Raw genomic sequence first — 18,413 nt, 5'->3', positions numbered from 1 at the left:
ACCGCTCCGCTCCTGGCGCGAGACCGAGTCCGATACGGACCTCGACGGGCCGCCGTTCGGCCGGCGGGGATCCTGACGCGACCGTCCTTCCCTCGCTCGCCGTTCACTCGGCCGGCCGGCCGAGCGCGAACAGCGTCATCGGCGTCTGCCCGTCGGCGCGCGACGAGAGGTGGTCGGTCACGAGGTCGTCGAAGAACGTCAACCCCAATCCGCCGAGACCGCGGTGTGCGTAGGTCGCCAGGTAGAGCCGGCCCAGCGTGATCCCCGCTTCGAGCTGGGGCAGTCGGTAGCCGCGGCTTCCGAGCCGCTCGACCAGGGCGTCGACGTCGGCGAGCAGGTAGACGTTGACGTGAGCGTCGCCGGCCCACGACTGGTTCAGCGCCAGGCGAATCTTCGTCTCCCGATCGACGTCACCCAGGCGCTCGAGGGCGTCCTCGTCCGGGTGGTAGTGGTACGTAGCGTCCGGGACGCCGTCGACGCCGGTGGCCAGCACGTAGGCGTCGAGATAGTCCAGCCCGTCGCCCTCGCCGCCGTTCCAGTCGGCCGGGATCCCGCGCGTCGCTCGGTCGAGGACGGTCCCGAGTTGTTTGCGCGACGGTCCCCTTTCGGCGTACTCGCGACACGAGCCGCGACGGACGACGGTCGGGTGCAGCGGTCGAGCGGTCGCCGTCTCGTGGTCGACGGGGTCGAGCGGTATTCGCTCGCCGTCGCCCGGCTCGCGCGTTCCGAGCCCTCGAGCCTCGAGACACGCGGTGCGCCACCCGCGGGCCGACCCGCCGTCCCCGAGTCTGCTCGCCGCCCACGCCTCGTGAATCAACGGGTAGTCGACCGGATTCTCAGAATATGGCTCGGTTTCGTGGTCGATCGGCTGGACGTCGGGCGCCGAGGGCGCGGGCGATCCGTCGCCGACGGGAACCAGTTCGAGCGGTCCTTCTTCGGTCGGATCGAGTCCGAGTAGTTCGACGACGGGATCGTCGGCGAAGCTCGCGACCACCTCGGATCGCTGGTCGAGACCGTGGGCCGCCGCCAGGAGGTTGGCGACGACGGTGCCCGAATCCCAGAAGGCGTGTCGGTAGCTTCGCTCACGGTACTTCCACGCGTTTCGCCACCACGTGGAGGTGGCGACGATCGTGACGGGCGCGTCGGCGATCCCCGTCCCGGTGGCGACGGCCGATCCCTGGTCACCGTCGTCGACGGACGGTTCTCCGGCCGCCTCGGCGAGCACGCTCCGATAGTCGCCCTCCCGCAGTCGCTCGAACGCGAATTCGGTCGGATCGAAGTGGTAGACGCCGGCGTCCACGCCCGCCAGATCGCCGCAGACCGGGTACAGGTCGATGTGATGGAGGTTTCCCGTGCACGACGCCGCGCGAAACCGCAGTTCCCGACCGTCGTCCGTCTCAACGCGCTGGACGATCCCCGCCGCCTCGTAGCAAAGCGCTGCGAGCAGGCCCCGATCCAACTCCGGTCGCTCCGTCCCGCCGGTCGATGCGAGCGGGTCGGCTCGCGACTCCGCGACCAGCGACAGCGCGGGAGACCACGGCGGCCGGATGCGCTCCAGGTCGATCCGCGGACGCTCGCGGTAGCGCTTGAACGGCCGCGGCTTGTTCTCCCAGTCGAGCGAGAAGTCGCCCTCTCGGATCGACTCGGGGGTGTGCGTGGTTCGGTCGTGGAACTCCCTGGCGTCGGTCATACCCGTGGATTGCGCAGTCACGGTGCAAAAAGGTTGGAGCGCCGGCAGTCGGCGGGTGCCCGACGCGCCGTGGGAGCGGCGGGATGCTCGGATGGTGCCATCGGACGAGTGCCGTGCATCGTTGGTCCCCACGGAGCGGATGCGATGCATTGCTGGCGCCGTCGGATCGGAGGCCGTGCATTGCTGGTGGCGTTGGATCGGAGCCCGTCCACTGCTGGCGCCGACGACCGCAACCGTTTCGGGTCGGGTGGTCGTAGCGATCATATGGTCGACCGAGTGACGCTCTATCGCGCGCCGTCGACGGTCGCGGACGCCGAGGAGATCGCCGACTGGCTTCGCGATCGTCTCGCGGCCGCCGCCGACGGGGACGATCCGCCGTCGATCGTCGTCGAGGATCGGTTCCTCGACCGGCACCGACGCGACGAGCTTCCGGAGCGATTCGCCCAAGCCCGGGTCCTCTCGCCGTACGATCGCGAAACGGGGAACACGATGCTCGGCATCGTTCGGTACGAGGAGCGCGCCCTGGCGGATCCGGAGCGGGAGGGTGGCGTCCTCTACGACGGCGTTCGAGTCCAGCGGGCGCTCAACGCCGCGCTTCCCCCGGACGAGTCCGGCCTGTCGACCGCCCACGTCGCGCTGTTCGGTCGCGCGATCGGCACCTGGGGCGACCACGACGGCCGCTGGCACAAACGCGTGAACGTCCTCGGTCAGCCGGCGATCGTCTCCGTTCCCGGCCTCTACGAGGCGCCGGCGAAGCCGGAAGCCTACTACAAGGAAAAACAGCGACACGCCCTCGTCTCCGGCGACACGCCGCCGCGGGAGGTCCTCGAGAACCAGGTCGACGGCGAGTTCCTGATCGAGAACGATCCGCGGACCACCGACGCCCTCAAGGGGTACGTCCTGCAGGCGGTCCACTACCTGGAGACGGGGGAGGCCTTCTGCGAGGACGATCGCTGCCGGCTGTTCAACGCTCACTACCACGAGGACCTGATCGGGGCCCAGCTACGAGCGCCGGAGTTCTGCCCGGAACACGCCGAGCGGTACCGATAACCGACCCTCGACTCCCACGCCGGCGTCGACTCGGTGGCGTCCCGTCGGCGATCGCCGTTCAAAACAGGTTCGCCTGTTGGTAGCTCGAGGTGCCGTCGCTCGTGATCTCGTAGGGCCGTTCCTCCCGCGAGTGGTTGGCGTCGCGGATCTTCCGGATCTCGACCGCCGGCCGGGTCTCCCCGAAGTCGTCCGGGCGGACGTACTGGATGACGAAGACGGAGTCCGTGAGGTACTCGACGATGCCGTATCGGGAGGCGTAGGGGGTGTCGGCCGACGCCACGCTCGTCAACAGCGCCGTCTCGCCCGCCTCCTTCAGACTCTGTGCGAAGTCGGATATCTCGTTTCGTCGCCTGGCCCGGTCGTCGTACATCACCTCCGGCAACGAGACGGAGTCGAGAACCGGACGGCTGGCTCCGAGCTCCTCGATGAGCGCCGGGAGCTCCTCCTGGATCGCGTCGAGCCGGTTCGCCATCCCGACTGGGTCGATGTCGACGACCGCGAGGTCCCCGGCCGCTTCGACCGCGTCGCCCTCGACCGCTTCGGCCGCGGCGTCGGCAATCCCTTCACCCTCGGCTTCGACGGACGACGCGAGGTCCACGGCCGATCCGTCTTCGGTCGTCGAGGGATTCGAGCTGGTAAGCCGGGTGACGTCGGCGGCGGCGTCGGTCTCGTCGTCCCCCTCGCGCTCTTCGAGCGCGCGTTCGAACCAGTCGTCGTCGAGCTCTTCGCTCACGAACACCACCTTGTCCGCGGCGGGCCCGTGGCCCAGCTCTTCGCGTCGTCGATTTTCGTGGGGGATTTCGTGCGCGTTCGACGTCCACGGCACCGCCCGCGTGGGGGTCGCGGGCTCGTTCAGGGAACCCGGCGGATCCGACGGGGGAATATGTTCTTGCCGATCGAGCGTCACCGGGTTCGCCGGCGGGTTTTTGACGAACGCGGGGGACGTGGGGATATGGACGGGGAGTACGCCGTGGGGATCGTCGCCAAGCGCGGGAGCGACCGGGCGGTGTCGCTGGCCGACCGTCTCGCGTCGGAACTCGCGGCCGACGACGTCGTCACGCGCGTCGACGAGGCGACCGCGAGGGCGCTCGGCCGTCCCGGACGGCCGGTAGCTGAGTTAGCGTCGTGCGATCTCGTCGTCACCGTCGGCGGGGATGGGACGTTCCTGTTCGTCGTCCGCGAAGTCGGCGACACGCCGATCGTCGGCGTCAACCTGGGCGAGGTCGGCTTCCTCACGGCCGTCGACCCGGACGAGGCGACCTCGATCGTGCCGTCGCTCCTCGAGCGACTGCGGGAGGATTCGATCGACGGGCGGCGAATCGACCGCGTCGTCGCGTCAGGGGCGGACTGGGAGCTCGTCCCGGCTCTGAACGAGGTGGTCGTCCAGGGACCCCAGCGCGGGCCGGCGGCCGACGCCACGGTCGAGATCGGTGTAGACGGCGACCGGTACCTCTCGACGCCGGCGGACGGGGCCATCGTCGCGACGCCGACGGGTTCGACGGCGTACAACCTGAGCGAGGGCGGTCCGCTCGTTCGGCCGGGCGCGGACGCCCTCGTGGTCTCTCCGATGGCGCCGACCGAAGGGATGCCGCCGCTCGTCGTGGACGCGGACGCCACCGTCGCGGTGACCCTCGACGGGTGCGAGTCCGGCGTGGCGATCGCCGACGGTCGCACGACCGTCGAACTCGAGCCGCCGCAGACGGTGACCGTCGAACGCGCCGACGATCCGGCCGTCGTCGCGGGCCCGCGGGTCGACTTCTTCGCGGCGCTCGAAAAGCTCCGCTGATCGACTCTCGGACCGGTCTCCCGTACGGTGCCGGGACGTCACGGCGAGAAGGGACGCGCGTCCGCTGACCCAACAGCTATATGAACCCCCGGGTGCTGGTGCCAGCAACGACAGTGAACACCGCAATTCGACGGATCCGCGCCCGAAGCGTCGTTTCGCTGCCGATCGCGTTCGGTGCGTTCGCCGCCGCGGGATCGATCGACACGGCGCTCGGCGCGAACGCTCACGCGGTGGCCGCCGCCGCGACCGTGACGGTCGGGTGCCTCGTGCTGGCCGCGTGGACGAGCGCCACCGCGCGGACGGCTCACGCGTCCCTCGCACTCGGTTGCTGGCTCGCTCTGCTGGCCGTTGCGCCCGTCCACGTCGTCGGCCCGCTCGCGATCGGGACGACGGGAATCGCCGCAGCGATGCTGGAGGCGGCCACGTGGGCCGCGGCGCTCGGGGCCGTCGTCTCGACGGTCTACCTCGGCTTCCGGGAATTCGGCACCTCGGCCACCGCCGACTACGCCGAGGACGTCCTCGACGGCGAACCGGATTACTGACCCCCGCCCGAGCCGTCGGGAACCCGGGACTACCGGTGTGCGAGAGCGCCACGTTTTTTGTTCCTCGCCGTCCTCACCGCCGACCGAGATGTCCGGGCCGAACCGACTCTCCGACGTCGTCGACAATCTGGTTTACGAACCGACGCAGGTCCACGAGCGCGGCGTCGATCTGACGGTGAGTGCGATCTATCGAGTGACCCGACCGGGTCGGCTCGACTTCGGCGGCGACGAGCTCGAGGACGCCGAGCTCGAACCCGTGCCGACCGAGCCTCGCGATCCCGACGACGCCTACGAGTGGTGGGACCTGCGAGGAGGACAGTACGTCGTCCAGTACAACGAGTTTCTCGCTGGTGGGGCCCAGTCGCCGCTGTTCCTCCAGCCGCGCAACGAGCTCCTCGCTCGCGGCGCCACGCACCCCTCCCTTCGCGTCTCCGAGCACCTCCCGCTGCTCCCGCTGTCGGTCCCGGACGGCGGGATCCGAATCAAGGAGAACGCCCGCGTCTCGACGCTGGTTCCCACCGAACCGGGTGGCGAGTAGCGGAGGGCCCGCTCTCGCCGCCCGGTTCGAACCGGACCGGAGCCGATCGCGGCAACGCCGACCGCATCCGCACCCCTTTCACTCGTCCTCGCCAACTCCGAGGTATGACCGAACTGTTCTCTACGCTGTCCCTTCGCGACGTCGACGTTCCCAATCGCCTGGCCGTCTCCCCGATGTGTCAGTACTCCTGTGACCCCGACGGGTTGGCGACGGAGTGGCACCGCGTCCACCTCGGCAGTCGCGCGGTGGGCGGCGCCGGACTCGTACTGACGGAGGCGACCGCCGTCGAGGCGCGCGGGCGGATCACGCCGCACGACCTGGGCATCTGGACCGACGAACAGGCCGCCGCGCTCTCGCCCGTCGTCGACTTTCTCCGCGAGCAGGGGGCCGTTCCGGGAATCCAGCTCGCCCACGCCGGCCACAAGGCCAGCAAAACGCGCCCGTGGGAGGGTAACGAGCCGATCGATCCGGAGGACGGCGGCTGGGAGGTCATCTCCCCTTCGCCGGAGGCGTACCCCTACGGCGAGCCACCGTCGATTCGACGCGCGGACGAGCGCGATCTGCGCGAAGTCGTCGACGCGTTCCGCGCCGCGGCCGAGCGATCGCTGGCGGCCGGATTCGAGGTCGCGGAGGTCCACGCCGCTCACGGCTATCTGCTCCACGAGTTCCTCTCTCCGGTCACGAATCGTCGCGAAGACGACTACGGGGGTAGCTTCGACGACCGGACGCGCCTCCTTCGAGACGTCGTCGTCGCCGTCCGGGAGGTCTGGCCCCAGGAGTACCCGCTGTTCGTCCGCATCTCCGGGACAGACTGGCTCGCGGACCGCGACTCCTGGACGATCGAGGACTCCGCGCGCCTCGCGGGGGTGCTGGCGGACCTCGGCGTCGACCTGGTCGACGTCAGCTCCGGCGGGATCCACCCCGACCAGCGAAGCGAGACGGGTCCGAACTACCAGGTTCCGCTCGCCGAACGGGTGCGCGAGGAGGCGAACACGCTCGTCGGCGCCGTCGGCGGGATAACCGAACCGGAACAGGCGGACGCGCTCGTCCGCAACGGCCGGGCCGATCTCGTCCTCGTCGGCCGCGAGTTCCTCCGGGATCCGTACTTCGGCCGGCGGGCGGCCGCCGAACTCGGGGCCGACGTCGAGTGGCCGATCCAGTACCGCCGAGCGCTCCGGTAGCCGACGCCCGGATCGGGCGCGGCTTACCGGCTCGTCGCTTTTCGGCTCGTTGCCTACCGGCTGGCGGCTTACCGGCTCGTTGCCTACCGGCTGGCGGCTTACCGACACGTCGCTCTTCGATCCCGCGTCGGCGTCACTCCTCGCGCCACTTGATCGAGCAGCCGCGGGAGGGCTGCCACTCGAGCTCGACCTCTTCGCCGGCGAGCACCGCGTCGATGGCCTCGCGGACCTGGAATCGCGTGGGTTCGTCGTCGGGATCGAGCGCGTCGTCGAGGCGTCCCTGGTAGACGAGTCGCCACTCGTCGCCGTCCCTGGCGAATAGGAACGGATCGGGGGTACAGACCGCGCCGTACCTCGCGGCGACGTCCTGGGACTCGTCGCGGAGGTAGGCGTCCCAGTCGATCTCGCCGTCGTCGACGAGCTCGACCATCCGATCGTACGAGTCGTCGGGATACTCCTCGGCGTCGTTCGGGTTGATCCCGACGATCGCCGCGTCGTCGTACTCGTCGGCGAGCTCGTTCATGAGGTCGAACTTCGCTCGGGCGTACGGGCAGTGGTTGCAGGTGAACACGACCAGGAGCGCGTCCCGATCGGCGAACGATTCCGGGGTGTAGGTCTCGCCGTCGACGCCCTCGAGTTCGAACGCCGGGGCGACGTCGTCCGCTGCCAGCTCAGCGTCGGATTCCATCTCGACCATGTACGAGTGTTTCACCGGTTCGGCCTTAAGATCACGGGAGGCGGAACGCGCGCCGCGCGAACCCGAGCGACGAACGGGCGTGCTCGATCCTGCCCGGCGCATCGAACAGTTATGTATCCCCCGCCACATCGTTGGAGGTATGCAGACGCTCGAGGTTACGGACGAACAGCACGCCTACATCCAGCGGCTTCGCGCACAGCTATCCGAAGAAGTCGTCGGAAAGTACGGCACCGTTCGAGAGTGCGACGCCGTCCAGTTTCTGATCGACAACCTGGACGACGAGCTCGAGATCGACGGCAAGTTCGACCCCGAACCCGCCGACGACGGACGGGAGATCAGCTACGAGGAGCGCGAATCGGCAGACGAAGCCCCCGGGGACGATCGGGTCGACTCCGCGGACGAGCCCGGAACGTCCGACGAGGGCGAATCGGCCGCCGACGACGAGGAGGCGGGCGGGCCCGACGTGGGGGCGGACGAGTCCGGTGCCGACAGCGACGGTGAGGACGACGACGGGACGGACGGCTCCGCCTCGGACGACGACATGCTCGATCAGATGATGAACCTCCTCGACACCCACGAGGACAAGTGGGAGGAGTCGCCGTCGGCCGACTACCGCTATCGCGTCGAACTGCCCGACGGCGCCACGGAGGACGTCCAGACCAAAGACGACGTTCGCGCCATCCTCTTCAAGAACTACCGGTAGCGCGTCGGCGCGGCGCCGATTCGGCACGCGGGTGATTCGGGACCGGTTCGTCGATGGCCGGGAGGTCCTGGCCAGGCTTGCACGCGTGCCAACCCTTTTTGCTTCGCTCGCGCAGAGGAACCGTATGAGCGAAGCCGTGGTGCTCGAAGCGCTCCGCGAGAACGCGCGCTACTCGGTCGACGACCTCGCGCGCATGACCGGGCTCGACGCGGACGAGGTCGAGGCCGCGATCGCGGCGCTCGAGGGAAGCGGGGTCGTGCGAGGCTACCGTCCCGTGGTCGACTGGGACCGACTCGCCGACGAACGAGTCCGCGCGGAGGTCGAGCTCAACGTGACGCTGGATCGCGAAACGAGCTACGACGACATCGCCGCCCGGCTCGCCCGCTTCCCGCAGGTCACCTCGCTGCGGCTGGTCAGCGGGGACTACGACTTCGACATGGAGGTCGAGGGCGACTCCATCCGCGAAGTGTCCCGGTTCATCAGCGAGAAGGTCGCGCCCGTCCCCGAGATCACCCAGACCGTCACCCACTACGTGATGACCTCCTACAAGGACCACGGGGTCGAACTCGGCGACGGCGAGGACGACGACCGCCTCTCGTTCTCGCCATGACGATCGAGCCGTCCGAACGCGTGCGCGCCGTCGGTCCGTCCGGGATCCGGCGGTTCTTCGAGATCGCCGAAGAGCGCGACGACGTCATCTCCCTGGGCGTCGGCGAACCCGACTTCTCGACGCCGTGGGCCGCCCGCGACGCGGCGATCCACTCGCTGGAGCGCGGGCGAACGTCCTACACCGCCAACCGTGGCACGCGCGAGCTGCGCGGCGCCATCGCGTCGTACGTTCGCCGCTACGACCTCACCTACGACCCGGCCGAGGAGATCCTCGTCACGGCGGGCGCGAGCGAGGCGGTCGATCTCGCGTTCCGGGCGCTCGTCGATCCGGGCGACGTCGTCGCGGTCGCTCAGCCGGCGTACATCTCCTACGGGCCGGGCGTGATCTTCGCCGGAGGGGAGGTGCTGGCCGTGCCGACCCGCGAGTCCGACGACTTCCGGCTGACCGTCGATGCGCTCGAGGCGGCCGGCGCCGCCGAGGCCGACCTGCTGGTCCTCTGCTACCCGAACAACCCGACGGGCGCCGTCATGTCCGAGTCCGACCTGGCGCCGATCGCCGCCTTCGCGCGCGACCACGATCTCGTCGTGCTCTCCGACGAGATCTACGCCGAGCTGACCTACGACGGTGAGCACGCCTCGATCGCGGCCGTCGACGGGATGGCCGAGCGGACGATCGTCGTCAACGGGTTCTCGAAGGCGTTCGCGATGACCGGCCTCCGGCTGGGCTACGCGATGGGCCCCGCGACGGCGATCGGCGCCATGAACCGGGTCCACCAGTACGCGATGCTGAGCGCGCCGACGACCGCCCAGCACGCCGCCCTCGAGGCGCTCGACTCCTGCGAGCCGGACGTCGAGGAGATGGTCGCTCAGTACGACCGTCGACGCCGGTTCGTCCTCTCGCGCCTCGAGGAGATCGGTCTCCCCTGCTTCGAGGCCCGCGGAGCGTTCTACGCCTTCCCCGAGGTCCCGGACGGCTGGAAGTCGGACGCGTTCGCCGAGGAACTGCTCCGCGAGGAGGGCGTCGCCGTCGTCCCCGGCGACGTCTTCGGCGAGGGCGGATCGGGTCACCTGCGGCTGTCTTACGCGACGGGCATGCCAGCGCTCCGGGAGGCTCTCGGTCGAATGGAGGCGTTCGTCGCGACCCACGAACCGCCGGCGCGCCGGCGGTCAGTGGACTGAATCGACGTTCGCGACGATTCATGTCGGTGGCCGTACCCGTTCGCGTCGTCCGTCGCTGGTAGGCCCGGCCGATTCGTACGGGCAGCGTGGCCGACAAACCCGAAAGTGAAGTCCCCGACCCTCGAACCGGGTCGCATGGTACGGGTGCTCTCGGACGCGGACGTGGCCGACGTGCTCGAACTCGAATCGCTCCTCCCCGTCGTCGCGGACGCCTTCCGGGCCGACTACCGAGACGAGGTGACCCGACCCGACCGGCCGCACTACCCGATCGGGGCCGGCCTCGACGCGGACGAGTCCGACGATCCGGGCGGCTCCGGACTCGACGCGGACGGGTCGAACGAACCGCTCGGCACGGGCCTCTGCATGCCCGCCTACGTCCACGGGAGCGCGTACGCGGCCACTAAGCTCGTCACCGTCTTCGAGGACAACCCCGATCGGGGATTGCCCACCGTCTCGGCCCGGATAGAACTCACCGACGCGCGGACGGGACGACCCGTCGCGTATCTCGCCGGGACGCGGATCACGAACGCGCGGACGGGCTGCATCGGGGGACTCGCCGCGCGCGAACTCGCCGTCGACGGATCGATCCGACTGGCGATCCTGGGTGCGGGGACGCAGGCGCGCTGGCAGGCTCGCGCCATCCGCGCCGCCGTCGGGGGCCGTCTGGAGTCGATCCGCGTCTACTCGCCGAGCGACTCCCGCGAGAAGTGCGCGGCCGAGCTGACCGAGGAACTCGACGTTCCGGCGGCCGCGGTCGGTTCCCCTCGCGAGGCGATATCCGACGCGACGGTCGTGGTGACGGCGACCACGAGCCGGGAGCCGGTCTTCCCCGGAGACGCGCTCGAGGAGGGGGCGCTCGTCATCGCGGTCGGTGCCTACACGCCGGAGATGCGAGAACTGGACGCCGACGCGATCGAGCGAGCGGCGACCGTGTTCGCCGACGTTCCGGACGAAGCGGGGGAGACCGGCGACCTCCGTCCGTTTTCCGACCTCGAACCGGTGCCCTTCGGCGCGGTGCTCGCCGGGGAGTCCGGCCGGTCCTCGGCCGACGACGTTCTGGTCCTGGCCAGCGTCGGCACGGCCGTCCTGGACGCCGCGTCGAGCGAACACGTCGTCGAACGGGCGACCGAACGGGACGCTGGCTCCGAATTCGCGCTGTGAGCGATTCCGGGCTCCGCTCTCCGGGTCGCGATTCGCACCGGACGGTTCGACGCGTCCGCGGCCGCGAGACTGAAATACCGGCCCCCGAAACGTACGGTTCGAACGGCGGGATCGATGATCAACGAGACGAGCCTACATCCGCCGGAAGAGTCGGGTCGAGCCGACACCCATCGGAGGTGTCGGCCGTGAGCGACGCGACCGGTCGCGTACTCGAACGGATCACGGACGCGTTCTTCGCCGTCGATTCGGACTGGCGGTTCACGTACGTCAATCGCCCGGCGGCTGGTCTCTTCGAGCGGCCCCGCGAGGAGCTCTCGGGGCGAGTTCTCTGGGACGTTGTCCCCGACGCCGTCGAGTGGGAATCCACGGAAGGGTTCTACCGCGCGATGCGAGACCTGGAACCAGTCACCACGGAATTCCACCACGACCGGCTCGACTCGTGGTTCGAGGCGCGGGCCCACCCCGACGAACGGGGTCTCTCGGTGTACCTGACCGAGGTGACCGACCGGAGGCGACGGGAGTCGGAGCGCCTCCAACACGCGGCCGCGGTCGAGGCGATGGACGACGGCGTCGTGACGCTCGACGACGCCTACCGCGTCGTCTCGGTCAACAGCGCCATCGTCGAACTCTTCGGCGTCGGCGCGGACGAACTCGTCGGCGACCACGTCGAGCGCGTCATCGAGGCGGCGGAGATCGCCGACGAGGACGCGGTCGCGATCGGTCGGGCGATCGACGAGGTCGGCGCCGGGAACGCCGACCAGCGGACCGTCGAGGTCCCCTACGCGGTCTCCGGGAGGAGCGAGGGCGTCGCCGAGTTACGGGTCGCGCCCGTCGAGGCGGGCGAGCCGAGCATCGCCGCCATCGTCCGGGACGTCACCGACCAGCGCGACTACGAACGCCTCGTCCACTCGCTACACGAGATCACCAGGTGGCTCCTCGAATCGTCCGATCCCGAGGAAATCTGTGCGATCGCCGTCCACGCCGGGAGCGACCTGCTGGAGTTGCCGATCAGCGGCATCTGGCTGCTGGACGACCAACAGGGCTACCTCGATCCGATCGCCGGAACCGCGGGTGCCCACGAGGAGTTCGGCGGTCTCCCGCGATTTCGACCCGGAGAAGGACTCGTGTGGGACGTCTTCGAGGCCGGCGAACCGGAGCTGTTCGACGATCTAAACGAAGTCGACGGCGTGTTCAATCCGGACACGCCGCTACGAAGCGAGATCATCGCACCGATCGGCACCTACGGCGCCCTGATGACGGGATCGTTCGACCCGAACCGGTTCGACGAGACCGATCTCGAACTGATCGCCACGCTGACGGAGAACACCCGCGCCGCGCTGGATCGAGCCGAACGAGAGCGGGTGCTTCGCGAACGGACCGACAGTCTGGAACGACAGTCGGAGCGACTCGAAGCCGTCGCAACGGTACTGTCGGAGGACCTCAAGGAAGAACTGGCCACCGTCGCCGACGCCATGGAGAACGATCGCGACGCACCGGAGAAGTGGGAATTCCCCTTCGCGAAAGACCGCGTAACGGCGACCCTCGATCGAACGGAGCGGCTGATCGACGACATCCGCGAGTACGCGCGCAACGCCACGTCCGTCGGCCAGCGCGCGCCGATCGACCTCGAGGTCGCGATCGAGGACGCCGTCGAATCCTCCCGACTCGAGCACGCGGCCGTCGTGGTCGACGACGGCGCCACGCTCCGGGCCGATCCCGATCGGTTTCGCTACCTGCTCGAGACCGTCTTCGACGACGCCGCGTCCCGTTCGACGGGGGAGGTGACGGTCCAGGTCGGAACGCTCGGACTGGAATCTCACTCGGAGGGAGCGCGCGGCTTTTTCATCCTCGACGACGCCTCGAAGAACCCGCCGTCGGCGACCGCCGCGATTCCGGACCTCTCGCTCGACCCGGAGGAATCCGGCGAGGGACTCGGCCTCGCCGTCGCCCGCGCCATCGCCGAGGCCCACGACTGGTCGGTCTCCATCGGCGTCGGCGAGAACGGCGGGACCCGGTTCGAGGTTCGCGACGTCACGACCCTCGAGTCGACCTGATTCGGTCCGAGGAGTGGACGTTGCTCCCGTCGCCTGCGTGAGGCTGAGTAGACGTAGCCGCCGATGAAAAAGCGGGTGCCCGTCCGCCGACGTCGACCGATGGCGAAAGCCGGCCCTCCGACCGGGCTCAGTCGGTGGCCGTCGGTGTTTCCCGCGTGATGTCCTGACAGAGCCGTCGATAGACGTCTCGCTCGAACAGTTCGGTCATCGTGTCGTCGACCTCGGTCCGCAACACCGCGAGGCGATCCTCGAGGGTCGCGTACTCCCGACTGGATCGAAGCTCCGCTTGCGTCTTCTGGGCGTCCAGCAACGCCTTCTTCGCCGCCAGCGAAAAGTACTGCTGGAGTTGCTCGTCGTAGGTCGAGCGCAAGAGTAACTGATCGATCACCGACAACAGGTCGTCTTTGGAGACCGGCTTGACGAGGTAGTCGTCGAAGCCCATCCCGATGATGTCGAAATCCGGTTCGACGGCCGTCACCATGGCGACCCGGCAGTCGAGACCTCGGTCACGGATCGCGTCCAGGACGGTGTCGCCGGAGAGTCCGGGCATCCGGCGGTCGAGGAGCACGACGTCGACGTGTTCGTCGATGGCGTCGAGGGCCTCGTTGCCGTCGTAGGCGGTCTCTACGCCGCAGGAGGCGTCGAGCCAGGCGGCGTAGAGGTTCGCCAGGTCGGGTTCGTCCTCGACGATCAGCACGTGGGGGGTATCCGGCATCTGGGTTCTCCTCTCTCGGTTCGTCCGATCGGTCGGGTCGCAGGACTATGAAGATATCGGGGGTCTCACGGATTCGATTCGGCCGCCCGGGCCGACCGCCTCCCAGAAATTGTACCGAGATTGAACCGGTCCGGTCGGCCGTTGGCTCTTCCGGGTCGGTGCCGCCGTCGATCTTATTCCAGCGCCGATTCGATCGTCGACCGCAGCGACGCGATCTCGCCGGCGCCGTACCGGATCCGCGCCTCGCCGACCTCGAGCGTGAGGGCTCCGTCCGTCCTCGGTTCGCCGAGCCGTTCGACCGGCGCGACGCCGTCGAACGCCTCGCGCACGGCCGACGGCTCCGTCGTCTGGACGATCGCCCGGCCCGGTGCCTCGTGGAAGCAGGCGCCGGCCGTTCCGGTCTCGCCGTCCGGGGACGGGAGCTCCACCGTCAGTCCGACGTCGTCCGTCACCATCTCCGCCAGCGCGACGGCGACGCCGCCGTGGCTCACGTCGTGGACGGCCCGCGTCGACGCGTCGCGAGCCACCGCGGCGAGGGCTTCGACCAGCGCCGCCGGCTCGGACGCGACCGCCGGGAACCGGTCGCTCCCGTCGTACCGGACCAGGTACTCGGACCCGCCGAGCGCGGGATCGCCGGAGGCGAGCTCCCGGTCGCCGACGAGAAGCACTTCCCCCTCGGCCGACGCGGGCAGGGACGGCGCGTCGACTCCGGGCCGCGTGCCGACCATCGCGACGGTCGGCGTCGGCGGGATCGGGCCGGACGCCGAGTCGTTGTACAACGAAACGTTCCCGCCGACGACCGGGACCGACAGGGCCGAACACATGTCGGCGAGCCCCTCGACGATCCCGGTGAATCCGCCGTAGACGTCCGGATTTTCCGGGTTACCGCCGTTCAGACAGTCGACGGCGGCGAGCGGTTCGGCCCCCTTCGCCGCGAGGTTCGTCGCGTTCTCGAGGGCGACGGCGCGCGCGCCCTCGTAGGGGGCGGCGTCCGTCCAGTTCGGCGCGGCGCCGGCGGAGATCGCGAGCCCGAGGTGGTCGGCGGCCGCGTCCGGACCGGCCCCGTCCCCGGCCGCCTCGGGCGTCGCCTCCCGGATCGCGAGGATCGCCGCGTCGTCGCCGGGTCCGACGGCTGTCCGGACGCCGACCTCGTGGTCGTACTGGCGGTAGACCCAGCGCTTCGAGGCGGTGTTCGGGCTGGAGACGACGGTTTCGAACGCCTCGTCGAGGTCGGGTCGCGTCTCCGGAAGGGCTCGAGTTGGCGTCTCGGGTTCGGTCGCCTCGAGGTCGTTCATCGGCGCGCCTTCGCCGAGGAAGTGGGCGTCCACGTCGACCACCGTCTCCCCCTCGAAGGTGCAGACGTAGTTGCCGTCGGTCACGTCGCCGATCACCGAACAACCGAGGTCGAAGCGTTCGGCGACCTCGCGGACGCGGTCGACGTTCTCCGGGCGGACCTCGTAGCACATCCGCTCCTGGGACTCGGCCAGCAGGATCTCAAGGCCGCTCATGTTCGGCTCTCGCTGGTGGACGCGCTCGAGCTCGATGTGTGCGCCCAGGCCGCCCTTGGCCACGAGTTCGCTCGACGCGCCGCCGAGGCCGGCCGCGCCGAGGTCGCGTGCCGACTCGACGAGGTCCTCGTCGACGAGCACTTCGTTGGCCTCGATGAGCAGTTTCTCCGCGTAGGGGTCGCCGACCTGGACCGCCGGCCGGTCCTCCGTCTCCGCGTCCTCCGCAAGGTCCTCGCTGGCGAAGCTCGCGCCGCCAAGGCCGTCACGGCCGGTGGCGTTACCGACGATCAAGAGTTTGTTGCCCGGCTCCTGGGCCTCGGCGGTCACCAGCCGGTCCGGCGTCAACAGTCCCACGCAGGCGACGTTGACCAGCGGGTTCCCCTCGTAGTCCGGGTGGAAGTCGACGCTGCCGCCGACCGTCGGCACCCCGATGCAGTTGCCGTAGTGGCTGATCCCCTCGACGACGCCCTCGAAGAGGTACTTCGAGTGGTCGGCCTCGAAGTCACCGAAGTAGAGACAGTCGGCGAGCGCGATCGGATACGCCCCCATCGAGAGCGTGTCGCGAACGATGCCGCCTACGCCGGTCGCGGCGCCGTCGAACGGATCGACGTAGGACGGGTGATTGTGACTCTCGATCCCCATCGTGACGTACACCTCGTCGGTCCTGTCGGCTGTCGGCAGTTCCACGACGGCGGCGTCGTCGCCGGGTCCGACGACGACCTGCTCGCCCTCGCTCTCGAACGCGGAAAGCAACGGTCGCGACGATCGGTAGGCGCAGTGCTCGCTCCAGAGGTTCTCGAAGAGCGCGGCCTCGGCCGGGGTGGGCTCGCGCCCGAGCTCGTCGACCACGAGCTCGCGGTCCGACTCGGGAAGACTCATTAGGTGACTGGAGCGAGGCGCGCAGTAAAGGGGTTTCTATGTGCTGAGGTGGTCGGCGTGTTCGCGAACGGTGTTCTCCGCGTTCGGGTGCCGCCGGGTTCGGTGTTTGGGCGGACGGTATTCGCCGTGCGCGGTAGACGACGCGTCGCAGCTCGAGGTGGATGACGTGGGCCATAGTGGCGCGGATGGCGTGGACTGGGCCAGGGGTGTACGATCCAGGACGGCCCGGTCCGCCCGGAGCGACCGGGCGGGCCGGACCGAGCGGCTTTTCATCAACCGCCCTAAACGTACCTGCGTGCTGACGGTCGAACTCCACGTTCACTCGGCGCTGTCCTACGACGGGCGCGATCCCGTGGACCTGATCCTCGAGCAGGCGGCCGGCGTCGGTCTCGACGCCGTCGCGATCACCGATCACGACGAGATCGACGCAAGCCTCGAGGCCGCCGAACGGGCGCCGGAGTACGGCCTCGTGGGGATTCCCGGAATCGAAATCTCGAGTAAAGCCGGCCACGTGCTCGGGATCGGTGTCGAAGAAGCCGTTCCGCCGGGGCTGTCCTACGGGGAGACCCTGGACCGGATCCGCGAACTCGGTGGCATCGCCGTCGTCCCGCACCCCTATCAGGAGTCGCGTCACGGCGTGATGGCTCGGATCACGCGCGAGGAGCTCGGGAGCGCCGACGCCATCGAGGTCTACAACTCCCGCCTGTTGACCGGGCGGGCGAACCGACAGGCAGAGCGGTTCGCCCGCGAGCGGGGGCTGCCCATGACCGCCGGGAGCGACGCCCACATCAGCGAGATGGTCGGCCAGGCCGTGACCCACGTCGACGCGACCGACCGAGAACTCGAAGCGATTCTGGATGCGATCGCCGACGGACGGACGACCGTCGACGGTAAACGGACCCCCTGGCGAATCAGCTTCCGGCAGGCCGCCGGCGGCGTGAAGCGCCGGGTACGAAACGGCGTCTCGGAGCTCTTGCGATGAGCCGGGATCGCCCGATTCGATTCGCTGCCGACGTCGGGTCGCGGTCCGCGGTGCGGGCGGCGATCGACGCCGGCGACCCGCTCCCCGGCACCGCCGGATTCGCCGGCGAACTCGACGGCCGGCTCGTCAGAGACGTCCTCGGTCGCGTGCCCCTCTACGTCGAGGGCGCCTCGATCGACGGCGACGATCTCCCCGCACTCGATCGGTGGGCGTTTTCGCCGACCGACCTCGCGGACCCGGTTTCGTTCCCTGCGGGAGCCGTCGGCCCGGCCGACGACCCGACTCGCGTCTGGACCCTTCCCGATCCGGATCCGAAGGACGATCACGCCCTCGCCCTGGATCGCCTCGAACGCGCGATCCTGTCGTCCGTGGCGACCCTTCGGACCGACGGGCTGGCGGTGGCGTTCTCGGGCGGCGTGGACTCCGCGCTGCTGGCCGCGCTGCTCGACGCGCCGCTGTACGTCGCCGGCTTCCCCGACAGCCACGACATCGCGGCGGCGCGTGCGGCCGCCGAGTCGATGGGTCGCGCGGACGACCTCCGGGTCGTCGAACTCGATCTCGACACGCTCGGGCGCGCGGTCCCGACCGTCGCCTCGGCCACCGGCAGAACCAACGCGATGGACGTCGGGATCGCCCTTCCCCTGTATCTGGCGGCCGAGGCGGCTGCAGCGGACGGCGTCGAGCGACTCGCGCTCGGGCAGGGCGCCGACGAACTCTTCGGCGGCTACGAGAAGGTCGTTCGCCTGGACCACCGGGTGGCGGCCGACACGACCCGAGGCGCGGTCCGCGAGCAGATCGCCACGCTCTCCCGCCAGCTCCCTCGCGACGTCCTGGCGATCCAGGCCGCCGGCGTGGATCCGCAAACCCCCTACCTCCACGACGACGTCGTCTCGGTCGCGCTGGCGCTCCCGACCGAGCTCTTCGTCGCCGACGGGACCAGAAAGCGAGCACTCCGTCTCCTCGCGGGCGGGTATCTCCCCGCGTCGGTCGCGAACCGAGAGAAGAAGGCGCTCCAGTACGGAAGCCGCGCCGCGAGGGAGCTCGACCGGCTCGCCAGGCGGGCCGGCTACAAGCGCCGGATGGACGATCACGTAACGAGGTACGTCGAATCGCGTCTCGAGTGAGGGCGCCGGCGGCTC

At 69.6% G+C, this 18,413-nt stretch carries 16 protein-coding genes and 1 pseudogene; 12 read left to right on the top strand and 5 right to left on the bottom strand.

The genetic code is table 11. The features are described from left to right. Positions 1–103 precede the first annotated feature (103 nt). The gene (locus QZT59_RS11385) at positions 104–1,690 is read right to left on the bottom strand and encodes a SagB/ThcOx family dehydrogenase (RefSeq protein WP_290816004.1); all 1,587 of its coding nucleotides are present in this window, start codon (positions 1,688–1,690) and stop codon (positions 104–106) included. 264 nt (positions 1,691–1,954) lie between these two features. Between QZT59_RS11385 and QZT59_RS11380 the strand changes: the two genes are divergently transcribed. Next, positions 1,955–2,740: a DUF7001 family protein gene (locus QZT59_RS11380; RefSeq protein ID WP_290816002.1), complete on the top strand. Its 786-nt coding sequence runs from the start codon at positions 1,955–1,957 to the stop codon at positions 2,738–2,740. 58 nt (positions 2,741–2,798) lie between these two features. Here the strand turns inward: QZT59_RS11380 and QZT59_RS11375 are convergent. Further along, positions 2,799–3,254 (bottom strand): annotated as a pseudogene (locus tag QZT59_RS11375) (ATPase domain-containing protein); the annotation flags it as partial. A 438-nt stretch (positions 3,255–3,692) separates the two neighbouring features. Here QZT59_RS11375 and QZT59_RS11370 point away from each other — a divergent pair. From QZT59_RS11370 to QZT59_RS11355, 4 genes are all read left to right on the top strand, one after another. Continuing rightward, complete coding sequence (locus QZT59_RS11370) at positions 3,693–4,526, top strand: NAD(+)/NADH kinase (protein ID WP_290815997.1); 834 nt, start codon at positions 3,693–3,695, stop codon at positions 4,524–4,526. Positions 4,527–4,639: 113 nt separating this feature from the next. Beyond that, on the top strand, positions 4,640–5,068 hold the full coding sequence (locus tag QZT59_RS11365) for a hypothetical protein (protein WP_290815995.1): 429 nt from the start codon (positions 4,640–4,642) through the stop codon (positions 5,066–5,068). An 88-nt stretch (positions 5,069–5,156) separates the two neighbouring features. Continuing rightward, positions 5,157–5,606 carry a dCTP deaminase gene (locus tag QZT59_RS11360; protein WP_290815992.1) on the top strand — a complete coding sequence of 150 codons (450 nt, stop codon included), beginning with the start codon at positions 5,157–5,159 and terminating at the stop codon, positions 5,604–5,606. Positions 5,607–5,710: 104 nt separating this feature from the next. After that, positions 5,711–6,787: an NADH:flavin oxidoreductase/NADH oxidase gene (locus tag QZT59_RS11355; protein ID WP_290815989.1), complete on the top strand. Its 1,077-nt coding sequence runs from the start codon at positions 5,711–5,713 to the stop codon at positions 6,785–6,787. Positions 6,788–6,920: 133 nt separating this feature from the next. On the opposite strand, the gene QZT59_RS11350 is transcribed toward QZT59_RS11355, so the two are convergent. After that, the gene (locus QZT59_RS11350) at positions 6,921–7,484 is read right to left on the bottom strand and encodes a thioredoxin family protein (protein ID WP_290815986.1); all 564 of its coding nucleotides are present in this window, start codon (positions 7,482–7,484) and stop codon (positions 6,921–6,923) included. A gap of 139 nt (positions 7,485–7,623) precedes the next feature. Here QZT59_RS11350 and QZT59_RS11345 point away from each other — a divergent pair, with 139 nt between their 5' ends. From QZT59_RS11345 to QZT59_RS11325, 5 genes are all read left to right on the top strand, one after another. Beyond that, complete coding sequence (locus tag QZT59_RS11345) at positions 7,624–8,187, top strand: hypothetical protein (protein WP_290815984.1); 564 nt, start codon at positions 7,624–7,626, stop codon at positions 8,185–8,187. 124 nt (positions 8,188–8,311) lie between these two features. Beyond that, complete coding sequence (locus QZT59_RS11340; RefSeq protein ID WP_290815981.1) at positions 8,312–8,797, top strand: Lrp/AsnC family transcriptional regulator; 486 nt, start codon at positions 8,312–8,314, stop codon at positions 8,795–8,797. After that, a complete protein-coding gene (locus QZT59_RS11335; protein ID WP_290815977.1) occupies positions 8,794–9,975 on the top strand; it encodes an aminotransferase class I/II-fold pyridoxal phosphate-dependent enzyme in 1,182 nt (393 codons plus the stop codon). Before QZT59_RS11340 ends, QZT59_RS11335 begins: the two co-directional genes overlap by 4 nt. Positions 9,976–10,110: 135 nt before the next feature. Further along, positions 10,111–11,136, top strand: coding sequence for an ornithine cyclodeaminase family protein (locus QZT59_RS11330; RefSeq protein WP_290815974.1), 1,026 nt, complete (start codon positions 10,111–10,113; stop codon positions 11,134–11,136). Positions 11,137–11,321: 185 nt separating this feature from the next. Beyond that, the gene (locus QZT59_RS11325) at positions 11,322–13,190 is read left to right on the top strand and encodes a PAS domain-containing protein (RefSeq protein ID WP_290815971.1); all 1,869 of its coding nucleotides are present in this window, start codon (positions 11,322–11,324) and stop codon (positions 13,188–13,190) included. Positions 13,191–13,317: 127 nt separating this feature from the next. Here the strand turns inward: QZT59_RS11325 and QZT59_RS11320 are convergent, their stop codons facing one another. Then, positions 13,318–13,905 carry a HalX domain-containing protein gene (locus tag QZT59_RS11320; protein WP_290815969.1) on the bottom strand — a complete coding sequence of 196 codons (588 nt, stop codon included), beginning with the start codon at positions 13,903–13,905 and terminating at the stop codon, positions 13,318–13,320. A gap of 173 nt (positions 13,906–14,078) precedes the next feature. Next, entirely contained in the window at positions 14,079–16,292 is a 2,214-nt protein-coding gene (gene purL, locus QZT59_RS11315) for a phosphoribosylformylglycinamidine synthase subunit PurL (RefSeq protein ID WP_290815966.1), read from the bottom strand. A 295-nt stretch (positions 16,293–16,587) separates the two neighbouring features. Here purL and QZT59_RS11310 point away from each other — a divergent pair, with 295 nt between their 5' ends. Further along, positions 16,588–17,274 (top strand): PHP domain-containing protein, encoded by a 687-nt coding sequence (locus QZT59_RS11310; RefSeq protein WP_290815963.1) that lies wholly within the window; start codon positions 16,588–16,590, stop codon positions 17,272–17,274. Next, positions 17,271–18,398 (top strand): asparagine synthase C-terminal domain-containing protein, encoded by a 1,128-nt coding sequence (locus QZT59_RS11305; RefSeq protein WP_290815960.1) that lies wholly within the window; start codon positions 17,271–17,273, stop codon positions 18,396–18,398. The genes QZT59_RS11310 and QZT59_RS11305 overlap by 4 nt, the downstream gene beginning before the upstream one ends. The last annotated feature ends 15 nt before the right edge of the window (positions 18,399–18,413 follow it).

Source organism: Halovivax sp., from assembly GCA_007119345.1.
GTDB lineage: Archaea > Halobacteriota > Halobacteria > Halobacteriales > Natrialbaceae > Halovivax.
This window is presented reverse-complemented; position numbering and strand designations above follow the sequence as displayed.